Below are 15,054 nucleotides of genomic sequence, written 5' to 3'. Positions count from 1 at the left end.
CTACCTGCCTTCCGGCGGTGCGGTGCGCGGACCGGTGCCGGGAGCGGTGTCGAACACGTCACCGCCGAACGCGATCATCGCCTTCATGCCGGCTCCTGAGGCGGCGTACGCGAAAGCGTCATGGATCTTCTCCAGTTCGAAGACCTGGCCCACCAGGGGCGACAGGTCGACGCGCCGGTCGCCGACCAGTTGCAGACAGCGGCCGTAGTCGCCGTTCGTCGATCCGGTGGTACCGGTCAGTGTCAGGCCCTTGTAATGCACCTTGTTGGTGTCCACGGGTACGCTCCCCGCGGTGCCGAGACCCGCGAAGTAGTTCAGTCGCCCGTGTGTGGCGAGCAGGTCCACGGCCTGTGCCTGCACCTGCGGGTCGGAGACCGCGGTGATGACCACGTCCGCGCCGCGGCCGTCGGTGTGTTCCCGCACCACGTCGGCCAGGTCCCGCTCGCGCACACTGACACACACGTCGGCGCCGAGACGGGCGGCGAGATCGAGACGGGGCCGGCTCCGGTTGGAGATGATCAACTTCCGCGCCCCCGCGAGCTTGCCGAGCAGCACGTGGAAGGCACCGATCGGACCCGCCCCAGCGATCACCACCACGTCTTCCGGGCCCACGCGCAGGGCCTGCTGGCCGCTGTAGCAGCAGGAGAACGGCTCCACCAGGGCCGCTTCGGCGTAGGAGATGCCCTCCGGCAGCTCGAAGACGTTGCCCCGCTGCACGGCGAAGCCCGGTACACGCAGGAATTCCTGGAAGCCCCCGTCCATGGTGATGCCGAACGCCTCATAGTCGGCGCACATGTTGTTGAAGCCGTGGCGGCACATGTCACAGCGGCCGCAGCCCACGTTAGGGGTGACGCTCACCCGCATGCCCGGGTGGAATCCGGTCACCTGCCCGCCGACCGCCACCACGTCCCCGGCCACCTCGTGGCCGAGCACCCGGGCTTGGCCGGCCGGGAGCTTGAAGTGGCCGTGCTTGAAGATCCGGAGGTCGGTTCCGCACACGGAGGCGGCCCGCACCTGTACCAGGACCTCGTCGGCGCCGACGGCCGGCTCGGGCAGCTCCTCCACCGACACCGAGCCCGGCTCGTGCAGTACCGCCGCCTTCACCGGGCACCTCCGACGACTCCCGGCCAGGCCAGTTCGTCGCGGGCCTCCTGGGCGACGGCGAAGACGACCTTGTTGTACCAGGTGCGGCGCTCCAGCATGTCCTGGAACGTTCCCGGCGCCTCCTCCAGCGTGGGCGTGTGACTGATCAGGGGAGCCACCTGTAGATCCCGTCCCAGATGCCGTACGACCATGTCCCACTCGCTGCGCCCGGCAGGAGTGATCTTGGAATTCCAGGTGCCGTAGAGCCGCAGCTCGCGCCGCAGGACCGATGAGACCAGCGCACGGGGGACGGTCAGGTCCCCCGACAGGTCGCCCAGCAGCATGACCTGGCCCAGCGGGGCTGCCGCGGTGATCGCCTGGAGCAGCGAAACGGGCAGACCGCTGGCCTCCACGGTGCAGTCCACGCCGCGGCCGGAGGTCAGCTCACGGACGGTCTCCACGGTGTCGCCGTCGGAGGCGTCGACCACCGGAAAGCCCAGCTCCGCCATGACGGCGAGCTTGCGTTCGTCGACGTCGGCCACGTACACCTCGCTGGCGCCCAGGATGCGCAGCCACTGCGCGGCCAGGGCACCGATCGGGCCGGCTCCGATGACCAGCGCGGTGGCGTGCGCCGGCAGCCGGAACTTCAGCATGGCGTGCAGGGCGACGGCCGCGGGTTCCACCATGGCGGCGTGCACCAGCGGCACCTGGCGGCCCACGGGGACGAGGTTGGCCTCCGGGACGTGGAGCAGTTCCGCCATCGCCCCGTCACGCCGGGAGCCGTAGTAGTCGTAGCCGGAGCTGACCGTGTACTCGCCGATCTGTGTCATCGGATCCGCCGGGTCGGCCAGGAGTGGGAACACGGCCACGCGGTCCCCGGGGGAGAAACGGCTGTCCGCCGGGACCTCCTCGACGACGGCGGAGAACTCGTGGCCGAGGACGAGCGGATAGTGGTACGCCTTGCCGCGGCCGAACCGGAGCACGTCCGAGCCGCACACGCCCACACCGCCGACCCGGACCAGCACCGACCGGTCGCCGACGGGCTTCGGCTCGGGGACGTCCGTCCAGGTCAAAACGCCCGGGGACTCAAGTACTGCTGCCTTCATCGCGGTGCCCTCAGACTTCCATGCCGTAGCGGTGCGCCTTGTGCGTGGGGTACAGGGCGATCTGGGGAATGGTGACGTCGGGGGTGCGTGTGGCCACGTAGAGGGTGACCTCGGCGACGTTGTCGACGTCGATGCAGCTGGCGTGGATGCCCTCGGTCAGTTCCTTGTCGTCGAGCCATCCGTCCAGGTAGGCCGGGATGTCTCCGTCGTACAGACCCGTGTCGATGATCTCGGTCATGGGGGTCTTCACATGCGACGGGTTGATCACCGTCACACCGATGTTCTTGTCCTTGCCCTCAAGCAGGATGTTCTTGCTGAACCCCATCATTCCGTGCTTGGAGGCCCGGTAGGGGCTGTGCCCGGGGCCGGAGGCCAGTCGGGCGGAGGAGGACCCCATGTTGATGATGCGCCCGCCGCCGGGCTGGCCCTCCATCACGCGGAAGGCCTCGCGGCAGCACAGGAAGACCGCGGTGAGGTTCGGACCGATCGTCTTGTTCCACTCGTCCAGCGTCACCTCGCTCACCGGCGGGGACAGCGAGTCACGGCCCGCGCTGTTGACGAGCAGGTCCACGTGGCCCCACCGCTGTACGGCGTGCCGGAAGAAGTCCTGCACCCGCTTCTCGTCGGTGACATCGGCCTCGACGCCGACGCAGGTGCCGCCCTGGGACTGGATGGAGTCGACGACTTGCTTGAGCCGGTCGCCGTCGATGTCGACGAGCAGAACCGCTGCCTGGTTGGCGGCGAAGATCCGGCCGACGGCCTCTCCGATGCCCGACGCGCCGCCGGTGACGATCGCGGTCTTGCCGGCGAGCGCGGTGCCGGGAGCGGGTTCGTAGGTGGGGGTCATTTTTCCTCTTTCGGTTTCGTGAGCGGTGAGGCAACGTGCGCCGGAGCGCGTGGGGAGGGGCAGGAAGGTCAGGAGGCGGTCGCGGCGCCGGGTCGTGCGGCGGCGATCTCCACGGCGCGGCGGGCGTTGTCGGCGATGGCGGCGAAGTCGCCTTCGGCCAGCAGCGAGGCGCCGGCGATCCAGGTGCCACCGCAGGCGGCGACACAGGGGCGGCTGAGGTAGTCGCCGAGGTTGTCGGGGGTCACGCCGCCGGTGGGCATGAACGACACCCGGTCGTACGGCGCCGCCATGGCGTCCAGCAGACGCAGGCCGCCGGATGCCTCGGCGGGGAAGTACTTGACCAGGGACAAGCCCCGGGCGAGGGCCGCCTCGATGCCGGTGGGGTTGTTGACTCCCGGCACCACCGGGACGTTCAGGCGCAGGCAGTGGTCCACGACGTCCGGGTTGAACCCCGGGGCGACGATGAACTGTGCGCCCGCGTCGAGGGCCCGGTCGACGGTCGCCCGGTCCAGTACGGTGCCCGCGCCGACGAGCAGGTCGGGATGGCGCAGGCGCAGCGCGGCGATCCCGTCGCGCGCCGCCCCGGTGCGGAAGGTGATCTCGGCGACGGGCAGCCCGGCTTCCAGGAGCGTCTCGCCGAGGGGATCGGCCTGGCGGACGTCGGGCAGCGTCACGACCGGTACGACGCGTAGCCGGTGCAGGTGCTCCAGGAGGTGTGATGAGTTCATCGGTCCTCTTTCGCGGACGGGACGGCCTGGGTGAGGACGTAGGCGTGGCCGGGCCGGGGCACGGTCCACGACAACCGGGGAGCGTGGTCCTGCAGTTCGGCACGGGTGTCCTCGGGGTCGACGGTGTTGAAGTCGAACAGGCCGAAGTGGTGGCACAGCAGGTGCGGGATGCCGGCCGCCTCGCAGAGAGCGGCGGCCTCCCGCGCGGTGAAGTTGCCCGGGACACCGTTGGCGGTGCGGTAGGCGTCGCGGCCGTTGACGGGCAGCAGTGCCAGGTCGACGCACAGGTCGCGCAGCAGCTCGGCCTGTCCGGCGTAGGGCACGCAATCCCCCGAGTGGTACACCCGGATGCCGCCGATGGTGACGACGTAGCCGAGGAACCGGTGGTCGCCTTGTTCATCCTGTTCCAGCTGCTCGTGTGCGGCAGGCACCGGTTCGACGACGATGCCGTCCGCCTCGACGCGCTCGCCTGCCGTGGTGCCCGTGAGCAGTTCCGCGAGGACCCCGCGCTCCCGTGCGCGGGCTCGCTCGGCCCGTGGGACGACGAAGCGGGGGCGGTTGTGGAGCAGCAGCGGACGGATGGTGCCCGGGTCCATGTGATCGGTGTGGCCGTGGGTGCACAGCACCGTGGTCACACCGCGGATGTCCTCCGGGGCCACCGGGGCGGGGTGCATCCGCCGGTGGGGGAAGAGTGTGCCGCGGTATTTCCGCGCGAGCGTGTCGGACAGGTACGGGTCGATCAGGACGAGGTTCCGGCCGTGGCGCAGGGCGAACCCGGCTTGGCCGAGCCACCACAGCGTCACGTCCTCGGAGCCCGCGCCGTCGGGCGCGGCGAAGGCACCCGGCAGTGGGGAGACCGGCGCGGGCTGCGCGAGGACCTGGATGCTCCGCTCGCCCTGGTGGGGTGGCGGCGAGGCGGGACGGGCGGCTTCCGGGTTCGGAAGGCTGCACTGCATGGCGACCGGCTTTCCTGATATTTCTGCGGGCGGCTGGGGCGGCGCGTCCGGACGGTTTCCCGGCAGCCTCGCGGGAGGCGTGCCGGACGGCTTCTCGGATGCCTTTCAGGGGGCGGGCGTCGGAGCGCCTCTCACACGACGGACCGACGTGTGCCGCCGTCGACGGAGAGCGCGGCACCGGTGGTGGCCGATGCCTGCGGCGAACTGAGGTAGACGATCAGGTTGGCCACCTTCTCGGGTGTCGCGGCACGGCGCAGCAGCGAGGTGGGCCGGTGTTCGCGCACGAATTCGTCGACCTGTTCGTCGAGGGACAGGCCGGAGCCGGCGCCCAGTTCGGCCACGAAGCCGGCGATGCCCTCGGAGTTCGTGGGGCCGGGCAGGACGGAGTTGACGGTGACTGCGGAGCCGGCGCAGACCTCCGCAAGCCCGCGGGCGACGGCCAGCTGGGCCGTCTTCGTCATCCCGTAATGCATCATCTCCGGCGGGATCTGCAGGGCTGACTCGCTGGACACGAACACGATCCGGCCCCATCGGCGCTCGATCATGGCCGGCAGGTAGAGACGGGACAGCCGGATGCCGCTGAGCACGTTGACGTCGAAGTAGCGGCGCCATTCGGCGTCGTCGATGTCCAGGAAGGCCTTTGGTTCGAAAATGCCGAGGTTGTTGACGAGGATGTCTGCGGCGGGCACCTCCGCGAGGAGGGTCTCGGCACCTTCGCTGGTGCTCAGATCGGCCGCGACGGCGTCGACGGCGGCGCCGGGGACGTCGTCGGTGATCCGCCGCAGGGCCTTCTCCAGACGGGCCGTGTCCCGCCCGGTGATCACGGTACGCGCGCCCGTGCGGGCCAGGCCCAGGGCAGTGGCGAAGCCGATGCCCTGGCTCGATCCGGTCACGATCGCCGTCTTGCCGCTCAGATCGATGTGCATGAGGTATCCGCTCCTGCGAGGGGTGAGGTCGGGCCAGGGTGTGCCGTGGCGCGGCAGGCGGGTGGCGGCGCCGGCGAGGACGAGCGCCGGCCCGTTGCGGATCGGTTGGGTCCGGACGGGAGCGCCGGCCAGTGACGGTCCACTGGCGGGACGGTTGCGGTGAGGGCAGGCCTGGAGCGACCAGCAGGGGGGTGGGCGAGGGATCGGATCACGGCGGCGGTTCCTTCACTGCGGCGGGGCAGGTCGGCTCAAGGGGTGCCCAACGGCCGTGGGCTGCACGGGGAGGGCGGCTCATGCCCTCGGCTGCCCGTGGGCCGTTCCGGCCCATCGGAGCGAGGCTCTCTGCGGCAGAGCCGTGGTCGGTCCTGCCGTCGAGCAAGAACGTCGCAGACTCGTCGACCCCCTGTCAATGGAGTCGAAGAAATTTCTTCGACTCGCTTCACCTGAGCGCGTGGAAATTTCTTCGCCGGTTCTTGACACGTCTCGAATTCACTGCGACCTTGTAACTGTCCTGATGGCGCGGCTGCGGATGCCTCGATCGAGCGCGAGCGGTAAGGAGCCCGGAGCGCACCGGCACACGGACGTCGCGGTCTCATTTGGCTGAGTGGGCTGTCGGTCGTGCTGGTGATCGTTGAACGGCTGGTGCCGGACGAGTTGGGGACCAGTTCCAGCGGGTGGTGCCCGAGGCTCCAACTCGGCCTCAAGGTGGTGGTCGGCGTCGCCACGGTGACCGCGAGGTGCTGGCCGCGATCGTGTTCGTGGCCACGTCGGGCTGCACATGGCAGCAGCTCCCCACCGCTTCCTTCGGGCCGTCGGGTGATGGACGACATCGCCCAGGCGACCGGCCTGGGCAAGGGCAGCCTGTACGGCGCATTCGGCGACAAGGCCAAGCTGTTCCACCGCGTGTTTGGCGACTGGTGCACCACAGTCGTCGAGGTGGCCGAAGGACAGCTGACAGGTGGCCCGGACGCAGAGGCCTTGGCCCGGCTGTCGGGATACGTGCACCTAATGGCGGAGAACACCGCCTCCGACACCGAGCGCCGCGGGTGCCTGTTGGCCAAGGGTGCGGCGGAACTGGCCCAGCGCGACCCGACGGTCGCCGGACGGTCGGCCGAGACTATGACGGCACTACTGACCCTGCTGCGGACGGAGATCAGCGCCGGCCAGCGCCACGGCGACATCGATAGCGCTGCGGATCCGGAGCGGTTGGCGGCACTGCTGCTGACGGTGGTCCGCGGTATCGAGGCGGTAGGCAAGCCCGGCCTGGACCCGGAGACGCTGCGGAACATTGCAGACACCGCACTGGCAGTCCTGCCCATGCCCGGGGGGCAGAAACGCGCCGCAACCGGGCGCAGTCCGGCCCGCGAGAACTAACTTGGTGCCATCACGGCCACATGATCCGCCGGACAGTGCCTACTGGGTTCGGGACCCGTGCCCCGGCCCGGTGCGCTCCGCGCGCCGTCCGGGCGGCCGGGAATGCCCAGCGGGTGGGTGTGGTTGAAGGAGGCGTGGTGGTGAAGGGGACTGTGTCCCCGGGCCTCACCTATTGCCTGCGGGGACGATCGTTCGGCTGAAGCCCCGCAGAGCCTTTCGCCGCGTAGGCGACCACCCTTTCACGACCACACTCTTCACGGGTTCAGCCCCGGCCGCGGCCACGCGGCCGGGGCTGCTTCCTGCCCGGGGCCGGGGCGAGGGCCCGTGACGGGGGCGGGGTGCGCAGCGTCGCCACGGTCGTGGACGGCTACGAACCTGGACCTGGACGAGATCGAGTTCGCGTCGGTGGAGACAGCGGGCGAGCGACTGCCGCTGCTCACGCTTCATGAGGCGCACGACCTGCTGAACTGGCTGCGTCGTGTCACGGCCGAGGGCGGGGCCCATGCGCCGGACGCCGGGCGCTGGGCGAAGGAGATCGCTGCCCGTGTCCCGTCACAGGAGTGAGTCCCCGCCGCCTGGCGGTCGCGGCCGGCTAAGCCGGCGATGCCGAGAGCGGTGTCGGGGCGGCAGTGGCTGCACGCGCTGGTGCCGTCGGCCAGCAGCCGGCGGGCCTCGTCCGGGCCGACGGGCCGGGGCCGTTTGCCCGCCTAATTCTGTCCCAGCCCGTGGTCTTGGGGTCTTCACCACGGCGCGCCCGGCCCGAACGGTTCGAAGAACATGACGTCCAGCGGATGCAGGTCCCGGCCGCTCAGACCGGGGAAGCCGGATTCGGCGGGGCCGCCGCGCAACCACGTGAGCAGGGTTGCCGTGAAGCCGCCTGGCAGGGGCGGTCCTTGGTCGCAGTGGCGTGGGTTGACGGCTACGCGCCAGGTCTCGGGCGGGCCGTCCGCGCACCAGCCGATCTGGTCCCCGTCGATCGTCGACGCGAACGGCAGGAAGCCGCCGGGCTCGGGCCACGCGGGCATCGGATAGTACTGGGGATGGGAGGCGCGCAGTTGGCGGTATCCGTCAAGCATGCCCTCGACGGTGGCCGCGAGCCCCTGCCCCCGTGGCCGGTCCAGGGACAGTGGGGCGCTCATGTCCAGCCACCAGCTCCAGTTGCCCGCCCCGTACCGCTCCGCGAGCGCCACGAAGTCCGGCGGCAGCCGGGTGCCGAGCCGCTCGAAGACCTGCTCCCATGTGCCCTCGCCCAGATACGGCTCCAGGGGCGGTGGAATCAGCGCCATGACGGCGTCGAGACCCGAGCCCTCGGTGAGCGCCGCGTGCTGCCGCGCGTCCACGGCGGTGCCCGCAGGCGGTGGCGACCAGGGTGCGGCCCCGGCCAGCGGCGGCCAGACCCGTATCTGCGAGGACAGCGGACCCAGCAGCCCGCCGGGCTCGCCCGGGTGCGGCACGCCGGTGCGCAGCAGAGTGAACAGCAGTTCCAGGAACGGGACTTCGTAGTCCACCCAGGGCTCGCTCACCCCGACTGCCACATTCGTGGTCATGAGCGTGACCGGCCACTCGTCGGGGTCGTCCGACGCGCCCGTGTTCCAGAAGAGGTGGTCGCCGCTCCTTGTCGTGGCGAAGGCGAGCAGGCCGCCCTCCTCGGGCAGGAAGGGGCGCCGACGCGCGGTGAACATGCCGGGCCGGATCGCCGAGTGCCGGTGCGTCTCGACGATCCATGCTGCGTACTCGAAGCGGCCGTCAGCGCTGACGCACGGGGGGTGCAGCCGGATCGCCGCACCCGGGCCGCCTATCTCGGCCGCACCGTACGCCGACACGAGCGCCTTGTAGTCACCGGGCAGCGGGGTGCCGAGCCAGCCCTCGACCGCCGCCCAGTCGACGGCGGGCGCCGGGCCGGGCGGCGGTCCGACGAGACCTGTGAACGCGGTGATCCGCGCAGAGTGATCCATGGTGCCGAGGATGACATCCCCCACCGACATCGAGATTCGGACCTGGCACCGCTCGGGGGTCTGACCCGCCCACTGACTGACGCTTCGGCTGTCCTCGGGCTGAATGGCCCGGCTCCCGGGCGGTGCCACAGCGCGCGTGACCGGCCGGGCTACCGTGACCTCATTGCCTCGCCCAACCCCCGTGCCCCGCGCATCTCGTTGCCCGGAGCGGCTGCGGGGTCGGACCCGCGTCCATCGGGTCGGCTGCCCGACCCTCACCCACGGCCTGAACGACTTCCCGGTCGGCCTGCTGGCCTGGATCCTGCGTCGGTGGAAGAAGTGGAGCGATCGCAGGGGTGACTTCGTCGCCGACCGGCCGGTCGGCGACATCCTGACCTTCACCACCATCCACTGGGTCACCGAGTCCATCGGCTCCTCGATCCGCGCCTACAAGAACGCCCACCTCCATCCGCCGGAGCCGGTCAATGACGTGACCCCCTACGTGCAGGCCCCGGCCGGGTTCACGCTGCTGCTCGGGGACAACCGCCCGGGTGTGGACGGACACGGCCGAGGAGCGCATCGAGGCCTTCAGGGTCGGCGGCGGCCGGTTCTACGCCGACGTCCGTGGGGTCAACGTCCACGACAAGGGGAGCTACTTCGGCCCGTACGAGAACCCAGAGGCCTGGATCGACGACCTGCGGAACACCTACCGTGAGCTGCGCTGACCACAGCTGCGGCGGACGTACAGCCATCCCCGGTCGGTAAGGGCCAGCAGACCGGAATCCAGGCAGGCACGCCACATCGATCGCAGGAGGCACCCGGCCCAGGGCCGCCGTCTTCGTCACCATGCGTTCATCCTCCGAACGCCAAGCCGCTCGACGGATTGGTTATCGAACAAGCTATTGACTGTCGAGTAGCTGCTTGCGAGCATCACCTCGCTACCGAAGCTCCCGGACAATCCGCGCGTGGCTCCGCCACGACCCCCACCCGGACGAGGAGTTCATCCGTGTCAGTCATGGCATCGACTCATCGCTCGTACAGCCGTCTTCGGCGCCGCCCCTCCCTCACCCTCACGCTGCTGATGGCCCTGGTCGCCGCCCTCGGCCTCACCGTCATGGCGCAGCCGCCCGCCCACGCGGCCGGCACCCTTCTCTCCCAGGGCAGGCCCGCGACCGCCTCTTCCACCGAGAACGCCGCCTTCAGCGCATCGCAAGCCGTGGACGGGAACGAACAGACCCGCTGGTCCAGCGCGTTCACCGACCCGCAGTGGATACAGGTGGACCTCGGGGCGCAGAAGACCATCACCCAGGTGACCCTGCAGTGGGAGGCCGCCTACGCCAAGGCTTTCGCTCTGCAGACCGCCACGAGTGAGAACGGTCCCTGGACGACTGTCTATTCGACCACCACGGGCGCAGGCGGCGTACAGAACCTGAACGTCGACGCCACGGGCCGTTACGTCCGGATGTACGGCACCCAGCGCGCCACTCAGTACGGCTACTCGCTCTACGAGTTCCAGGTCTACGGCAGCGGGGGCGGCGGATCCGATCCCTCGGGCGACTTCTGGGGGACGACCGACGACATCCCGGCGTCGTCGGCCGTCATGAAGGTGAAGGTGCTCAACCGGACCAACGGCGCCTATCCCGACAGCCAGGTGTACTGGGACTACAACGGCGAGGTGCACTCCATCGCCGAGCGGCCCTACGTCGACATCGTCGCCGGCCCCGCCCAGCGCATGTACTTCTACGTAGGCGCCCCCAAGGGCCAGTACTACGACTTCATCGAGTTCACCACCGGAACGTCCAGCTTCAACGGGAACACCACCCGCGTGGACGCCTGGGGTCTGCCACTGGCCGTTCGACTGCACTCGCACAGCGGCCAGGAAATCCAACTCGGCGACACCCAGGACCTTTTCACCATGAGCCGCGACCAGGTGTTCCAGAACTTCCGGGACTCCGTGCCGCAGCCGTTCAAGGTGCTGGCTCAGACACAGGCTCCCTACCGGATCATCGCTCCGGGCAGCGACCCGAGCTTCCGCGCGGGCGGCGCGAACGCCAACTACTTCACCTCGTACGCGAACTCGGTCGGCGTCGGCGAGTCGACGTCGAACATCTTCGGGTGCGCCGGTTCCCTCGCCGCGAACGCGAGCCTGTGCGCGGCGCTGAACCGGCACACGGCGAACCTGCCCGCAAGCCAGCAGCAGGACCCGTCGAAGTTCTACTCCGGTGACCCGGCCAACTGGTACGCCAAGTACTGGCACGACCACGGCATCAACCACCTGGCCTACGGCTTCCCGTACGACGACGTCTCCGGGCAGGCCGCGTACGCCAGCATGGACAAGCCACAGTGGATGGAAGTAGCCGTGGGCTACTAGGGTCTGTCTCTTTGGTGCGGCTTGGCAGACGAGGGCGAGTTCGTCGGTTCGTGTGGCCAGGCCGCGCCACTGCTTGAGCTGGTCGATGCACCACTCGACGGTGTTGCGCTGCTTGTAGGCGTCCGCGTCGAAGCCGGGTGGGCGGCCTCGGCCTCAGGCGGTGGCCGATCTGGTCGGACGACTGCGGGATGACGGCTCGCGTTCCCCGGCGCCGGAGGTGGCTGCGGATGGCGCGGGAGGAGCAGGCCCGGTCGGCCAGCACGGCGAAAGGCCGGGTTCGTGGTCTTCCGGGGCCGATGCGGGGCACGCGGATGCGGGACACCACGGTCTCGAAGGCGGGGCCGTCCTCAGCCTGGCCTGGCGAGTTGGTGCGGTACTTCCACGCCACGGCCTGGACGTTCGGCGGGGGCCGGCCCACCGCCGTCCACAGACCGGATCATCCGGCGCAGCGTCCCCGTTCTTCCACTTCGGCATCGCGGTGTGGCTGGAGATGTTCTTTTCCCACTCGCGTCCGGCCGCGCACCGCCACCACACCGCGACCTGCATCTTCGGCGTTGCCTTCGTCGAGTCAGCCCCCGTACACGCTCTCGCGCCTCGTCCAGCTGGTAATCGCGACTGGAACGGCCGCGAGACCACGTCAGCCAACCCCGGCAGGGAAGTCGCCGTGTGGCTTCGAGGCCCGATACGGAGTGGTGGGTGCTCAGTGAAGGACGGTAAGCAGGCCCTCGACGCCGCGGCGGAACGCGGCGCCGACGCTGTCGACGCCGTCGAGGTGGGCGCCGCTCATGGCGCCGTCGCGCATCATGACGAAGTGCCGGGCGGCGTGTTCCGGTTTGCCGCGACGCGGTGAGTTCCCGAAGACCTGCGCGAAGAGTTCGGTGAGCGTGGCCGTGTACCAGGCTCGGTGATCGAGGATCACCTGGCGCACCCGGTCTTCGGGGTCGGGGTACTCGGCGGCGGCCTTGAGGAACGCGCAGCCGCGGAACTCCGGCGAGGCGAGGCTGTCGGCGACGGCGGTCCCGATCGCGCGTAGGGCGTCGGCCGGGGACGGTGCGGCCTCGATGGTGGCCTGCACGTCGGCCCGTATGCCGGTGTCGACGCCCCGCAGGTAGGCGATCACGAGGTCCTCTTTCGAGGGGAAGTGCCGGTAGAACGTCGCCCGCGTGGCCGGGGCCTCGGCGAGGATCCGCTCGACCCCGACCGCCCGGATGCCTTCGCGGTAGAACAGCCCGCTGGCCGTGGAGAGCAGCCGCTCTCGCGCCTCGGACCGAACCGGCTCTCCCGAGGAGCTTCCGTTCGGGCTGTCGTGCGCGGGACGTGTCCGTGTGGCCATGACCCCACCGTAGCAGAAAGAACGATCGGTCTTGCGGTCCCCGAGGAGTCGTGCCAAGCTCCGGACAGCAAGAGAGAACGGTCTTTCTACCAGGGGCCCGGCGGCCATGCCGTTGCCGGCTCCGCGTCAGCAGATGCCCAGTCCAACGGCTTTCTGTGGAAGGAACAGTCATGACCACGACCACTACTGCCCCTGCCACCGTCGCGTCAGCGCTTCGTCGGCTCTACCTTGTTCGGTTCGGGTTCGCTCTCATCTGGGCTGTCGTGCTCTTCTTGACCGCGTCGAGTATCGGGCCGGTGAGCGCGACCCTTCTTGTGATCTACCCGCTGTTCGACGTGGGCGCCGCCGTCGTCGACGCCCGCTCCTCTCGATCGAGCCGGTCCGCTCTTGGCCTCTACGTCAACATCGCGATCAGTGGGATTGCCGCCGTCGGACTGGTCTTCGCGGTCACCTCCGGCATTCCGGGGGTCCTGCGCGTGTGGGGGGTCTGGGCCGTCATGGCGGGCCTCGTCCAGCTCATCGTTGCTCTGCGGCGACGCGATCTCGGAGGCCAGTGGGCGATGATCGCCAGCGGCAGCATCTCCACGCTCGCCGGGATCTCGTTCCTCCGGCAAGCCGCTGCCCCTCACTCCTCGCTGAGCAATCTGGCCGGCTACGCCCTGCTCGGCGGCATCTTCTTCCTCGTCTCCGCCCTGCGCCTCGGACACAACGCCGACCGGAACACCGGCGGGAGCAACTGACAGAACCCCCCATGGCGAATGCTCCCGTTGAGCCCGCGTCCCCACCAAGGCGCTGCTGCGCAGCACGGCGGCCCTACGGCGGCCCGCCGGCTGCCCGGCGCGTGAAGCGGTGACCGGCGCCGTGGACCCGACCGCGGCGCTGCGCCGCCGCGACGGCTTCGCCTCCCGCCGTACAGACGTCGGACAGGCGTCCTGGACCAGGCCATCTCCTTCTTCGCCACCGGAACACGCAGCCCGCGGCCGCGCAGTCTGGACGAGGATCAGCAGGGCCGGGACGGCCTGAGGACTACGCGGCTGTTCCCGGCCCGGCTTCCCGCGGATCCCCGGCCGGCCGGGTCGGCCCGTCATCCGTCACCAGCCGGCGCTCCGGCGCCGTCGCATCCAGCTCCCAGTAGTACAAGCACTCCTCGCACCGGACCCCGTCGAGCAGAACCTCGTCCTCCCCGTTCGGGCAGTCCGTGCCATCCCCGCGCCCTGGGCACGTTTCCCTTGTAACCCCCATACGTCGACCGTGCGCCGCCCGGGCGGTGGCCGTGGAGAGAGCATGCCCAGCGCACAGGCGCTCACCGGCGACACCAGGTCCCACCACCCGCCAACAGCCCCAACAGCGACCCGACGCCTGCACCCCGGCGCCGGGTGGCAAACGTGAAAGTCACAAAGGAAAACGAGTTATCGCCAATTCCACGAACATGCGCAGACCGGGCGAATTACTGCCTGTGGGGCGATTTGATCCGATGTGTACGGCGCACTGCATGTGGGCTGAGCACCGAATAGGTACTCTGTGCGCCCTCCCGATTCCCCTGCGTGACAGAAATGATGAGCGCACCGCACATGAGCCAGGTGATCCGCGGTCCCCTGTGCCTCGGCCGGGCGGACTGGCGGTGAAGGAGGTCAGGGTGTTGCTTCTCATCTCCCCGGACGGTGTCGAGGAGGCTCTCGATTGCGCGAAGGCGGCGGAGCATCTCGACATCGTCGACGTCAAGAAGCCTGACGAGGGCTCTCTTGGCGCGAACTTCCCCTGGGTCATCAGGGAGATCCGCGACGCGGTCCCGGCGAACAAGCCGGTGTCCGCGACCGTGGGGGATGTCCCGTACAAGCCCGGCACGGTGGCTCAGGCCGCGCTCGGCGCGGTCGTCTCGGGGGCCACGTACATCAAGGTCGGCCTCTATGGATGCACGACGCCCGACCAGGGCATCGAGGTCATGCGCGCGGTCGTCCGGGCGGTGAAGGATCACCGCCCGGACGCGCTCGTCGTCGCCTCGGGCTATGCCGACGCCCACCGGATCGGCTGCGTCAATCCGCTCGCCGTGCCCGACATCGCCGCCCGCTCCGGCGCCGACGCGGCCATGCTCGACACCGCCGTCAAAGACGGGACCCGGCTGTTCGACCACGTTCCGCCGGACGTCTGCGCCGAGTTCGTCCGGCTGGCCCACGCATCCGGTCGGCTCGCGGCCCTCGCGGGCAGTGTCACCCAGGCCGACCTCGGCCCACTGACCCACATCGGTACGGACATCGTGGGCGTACGGGGAGCGGTCTGTGAGGGCGGTGACCGAAACGCCGGCAGGATCCAGCCGCACCTGGTCGCCGCCTTCCGAGCGGAGATGGACCGGCAGGCCCAGGTGCACGCCGCCGGCGTCCCGGCCGTGAACTGACCAT

Annotated in this window: 14 protein-coding genes and 3 pseudogenes; 7 read left to right on the top strand and 10 right to left on the bottom strand. The window is 69.9% G+C overall.

Annotation, left to right across the window (positions count from 1 at the left end):
* From AQJ11_RS40015 to AQJ11_RS39990, 6 genes are all read right to left on the bottom strand, one after another.
* Nucleotides 1-1,104 (bottom strand): zinc-dependent dehydrogenase, encoded by a 1,104-nt coding sequence (locus tag AQJ11_RS40015; protein ID WP_059266673.1) that lies wholly within the window; start codon nt 1,102-1,104, stop codon nt 1-3.
* Nucleotides 1,101-2,189: a galactitol-1-phosphate 5-dehydrogenase gene (locus AQJ11_RS40010; protein WP_059266672.1), complete on the bottom strand. Its 1,089-nt coding sequence runs from the start codon at nt 2,187-2,189 to the stop codon at nt 1,101-1,103. Before AQJ11_RS40010 ends, AQJ11_RS40015 begins: the two co-directional genes overlap by 4 nt.
* A 10-nt stretch (nt 2,190-2,199) precedes the next feature.
* Nucleotides 2,200-3,036 (bottom strand): SDR family oxidoreductase, encoded by an 837-nt coding sequence (locus AQJ11_RS40005; RefSeq protein WP_059266671.1) that lies wholly within the window; start codon nt 3,034-3,036, stop codon nt 2,200-2,202.
* 68 nt (nt 3,037-3,104) lie between these two features.
* Nucleotides 3,105-3,764: a bifunctional 4-hydroxy-2-oxoglutarate aldolase/2-dehydro-3-deoxy-phosphogluconate aldolase gene (gene eda / locus AQJ11_RS40000; protein WP_059266670.1), complete on the bottom strand. Its 660-nt coding sequence runs from the start codon at nt 3,762-3,764 to the stop codon at nt 3,105-3,107.
* Nucleotides 3,761-4,720 (bottom strand): MBL fold metallo-hydrolase, encoded by a 960-nt coding sequence (locus AQJ11_RS39995; RefSeq protein WP_059266669.1) that lies wholly within the window; start codon nt 4,718-4,720, stop codon nt 3,761-3,763. Before AQJ11_RS39995 ends, eda begins: the two co-directional genes overlap by 4 nt.
* 131 nt (nt 4,721-4,851) lie before the next feature.
* Nucleotides 4,852-5,646, bottom strand: a complete 795-nt coding sequence (locus AQJ11_RS39990; protein ID WP_059266668.1) for an SDR family NAD(P)-dependent oxidoreductase — start codon at nt 5,644-5,646, stop codon at nt 4,852-4,854.
* Nucleotides 5,647-6,264: 618 nt separating this feature from the next.
* Here AQJ11_RS39990 and AQJ11_RS47490 point away from each other — a divergent pair.
* From AQJ11_RS47490 to AQJ11_RS50590, 3 genes and pseudogenes are all read left to right on the top strand, one after another.
* Nucleotides 6,265-6,569 (top strand): annotated as a pseudogene (locus tag AQJ11_RS47490) (transposase); the annotation flags it as partial.
* The gene (locus tag AQJ11_RS39985) at nt 6,466-7,020 is read left to right on the top strand and encodes a TetR/AcrR family transcriptional regulator (RefSeq protein WP_244218594.1); all 555 of its coding nucleotides are present in this window, start codon (nt 6,466-6,468) and stop codon (nt 7,018-7,020) included. The pseudogene AQJ11_RS47490 and the gene AQJ11_RS39985, both read left to right, overlap by 104 nt.
* 324 nt (nt 7,021-7,344) lie before the next feature.
* The gene (locus tag AQJ11_RS50590; RefSeq protein WP_208616738.1) at nt 7,345-7,584 is read left to right on the top strand and encodes a DUF6417 family protein; all 240 of its coding nucleotides are present in this window, start codon (nt 7,345-7,347) and stop codon (nt 7,582-7,584) included.
* Nucleotides 7,585-7,637: 53 nt separating this feature from the next.
* Here the strand turns inward: AQJ11_RS50590 and AQJ11_RS52285 are convergent.
* Together AQJ11_RS52285 and AQJ11_RS39975 are read right to left on the bottom strand one after the other, a co-directional pair.
* Nucleotides 7,638-7,715, bottom strand: a pseudogene (locus tag AQJ11_RS52285) (DUF6233 domain-containing protein); the annotation flags it as partial.
* A gap of 45 nt (nt 7,716-7,760) precedes the next feature.
* Nucleotides 7,761-8,975: an SMI1/KNR4 family protein gene (locus AQJ11_RS39975; protein ID WP_244218593.1), complete on the bottom strand. Its 1,215-nt coding sequence runs from the start codon at nt 8,973-8,975 to the stop codon at nt 7,761-7,763.
* Between the two features lie 530 nt (nt 8,976-9,505).
* Here AQJ11_RS39975 and AQJ11_RS50165 point away from each other — a divergent pair.
* Both AQJ11_RS50165 and AQJ11_RS39970 read left to right on the top strand, forming a co-directional pair.
* Nucleotides 9,506-9,679 carry a hypothetical protein gene (locus tag AQJ11_RS50165; protein ID WP_167360902.1) on the top strand — a complete coding sequence of 58 codons (174 nt, stop codon included), beginning with the start codon at nt 9,506-9,508 and terminating at the stop codon, nt 9,677-9,679.
* Between the two features lie 290 nt (nt 9,680-9,969).
* Nucleotides 9,970-11,325 carry a beta-1,3-glucanase family protein gene (locus AQJ11_RS39970; protein WP_244218592.1) on the top strand — a complete coding sequence of 452 codons (1,356 nt, stop codon included), beginning with the start codon at nt 9,970-9,972 and terminating at the stop codon, nt 11,323-11,325.
* Nucleotides 11,326-11,340: 15 nt separating this feature from the next.
* Here the strand turns inward: AQJ11_RS39970 and AQJ11_RS50585 are convergent.
* Nucleotides 11,341-11,683 (bottom strand): annotated as a pseudogene (locus tag AQJ11_RS50585) (transposase family protein); the annotation flags it as partial.
* Between the two features lie 342 nt (nt 11,684-12,025).
* On the bottom strand, nt 12,026-12,658 hold the full coding sequence (locus AQJ11_RS39965; protein ID WP_059266665.1) for a TetR/AcrR family transcriptional regulator: 633 nt from the start codon (nt 12,656-12,658) through the stop codon (nt 12,026-12,028).
* Between the two features lie 170 nt (nt 12,659-12,828).
* On the opposite strand from AQJ11_RS39965, the gene AQJ11_RS39960 reads away from it, so the two are divergent.
* Both AQJ11_RS39960 and AQJ11_RS39955 read left to right on the top strand, forming a co-directional pair.
* Complete coding sequence (locus AQJ11_RS39960) at nt 12,829-13,398, top strand: hypothetical protein (protein ID WP_059266664.1); 570 nt, start codon at nt 12,829-12,831, stop codon at nt 13,396-13,398.
* A gap of 896 nt (nt 13,399-14,294) precedes the next feature.
* Entirely contained in the window at nt 14,295-15,050 is a 756-nt protein-coding gene (locus AQJ11_RS39955) for a (5-formylfuran-3-yl)methyl phosphate synthase (RefSeq protein WP_014677242.1), read from the top strand.
* Nucleotides 15,051-15,054: the final 4 nt, after the last annotated feature.

The sequence above is a fragment of the Streptomyces corchorusii genome (assembly GCF_001514055.1).
GTDB lineage: Bacteria > Actinomycetota > Actinomycetes > Streptomycetales > Streptomycetaceae > Streptomyces > Streptomyces olivaceoviridis.
The sequence above is the reverse complement of the archived record's forward strand: the minus strand, read 5'-3'. Positions and strand labels throughout refer to the sequence as shown.

Bases quoted from the DNA above. Each gene is read 5' to 3' on its own strand.
- AQJ11_RS39975 (WP_244218593.1), bottom strand. From the start codon at position 8,975: ATGGATCACTCTGCGCGGATCACCGCGTTCACAGGTCTCGTCGGACCG.
- AQJ11_RS40010 (WP_059266672.1), bottom strand. From the start codon at position 2,189: ATGAAGGCAGCAGTACTTGAGTCCCCGGGCGTTTTGACCTGGACGGAC.
- AQJ11_RS39965 (WP_059266665.1), bottom strand. From the start codon at position 12,658: ATGGCCACACGGACACGTCCCGCGCACGACAGCCCGAACGGAAGCTCC.
- AQJ11_RS39990 (WP_059266668.1), bottom strand. From the start codon at position 5,646: ATGCACATCGATCTGAGCGGCAAGACGGCGATCGTGACCGGATCGAGC.
- AQJ11_RS39960 (WP_059266664.1), top strand. From the start codon at position 12,829: ATGACCACGACCACTACTGCCCCTGCCACCGTCGCGTCAGCGCTTCGT.
- AQJ11_RS39995 (WP_059266669.1), bottom strand. From the start codon at position 4,720: ATGCAGTGCAGCCTTCCGAACCCGGAAGCCGCCCGTCCCGCCTCGCCG.
- AQJ11_RS40005 (WP_059266671.1), bottom strand. From the start codon at position 3,036: ATGACCCCCACCTACGAACCCGCTCCCGGCACCGCGCTCGCCGGCAAG.
- AQJ11_RS39985 (WP_244218594.1), top strand. From the start codon at position 6,466: ATGGACGACATCGCCCAGGCGACCGGCCTGGGCAAGGGCAGCCTGTAC.
- eda (WP_059266670.1), bottom strand. From the start codon at position 3,764: ATGAACTCATCACACCTCCTGGAGCACCTGCACCGGCTACGCGTCGTA.
- AQJ11_RS39970 (WP_244218592.1), top strand. From the start codon at position 9,970: ATGGCATCGACTCATCGCTCGTACAGCCGTCTTCGGCGCCGCCCCTCC.